At 62.3% G+C, this 231-nt stretch carries 1 pseudogene; it reads right to left on the reverse strand.

Annotated features, from left to right (window positions below):
• Positions 1 to 231 (reverse strand): annotated as a pseudogene (locus EOD29_RS35415) (AP endonuclease); the annotation flags it as partial.

The raw sequence follows: 231 nt of genomic DNA on the forward strand, positions 1-231 counted from the left end.
CCCTGATATTGGCGATCATCCCGGCCCAGGCCTTGTCGTCGAGACGCGGCGCGCGATCGGAATGGCCGGCGGCATAGTCCCGCTCGTCGTGCCCCCAGTCCATGACCGTGAGATAAGGAGTCTTGAACCGCTGGCCTTCCATCTGTTCCGGCTGCGGCAGACTGGTGATGACGGCGCAGATTTCCTCCGTCTGCCGCAGCAATGTCTCCCGATTTTCAGGCGAGACGAGAT

The sequence above is a fragment of the Mesorhizobium sp. M1A.T.Ca.IN.004.03.1.1 genome, assembly GCF_003997555.1.
GTDB lineage: Bacteria > Pseudomonadota > Alphaproteobacteria > Rhizobiales > Rhizobiaceae > Mesorhizobium.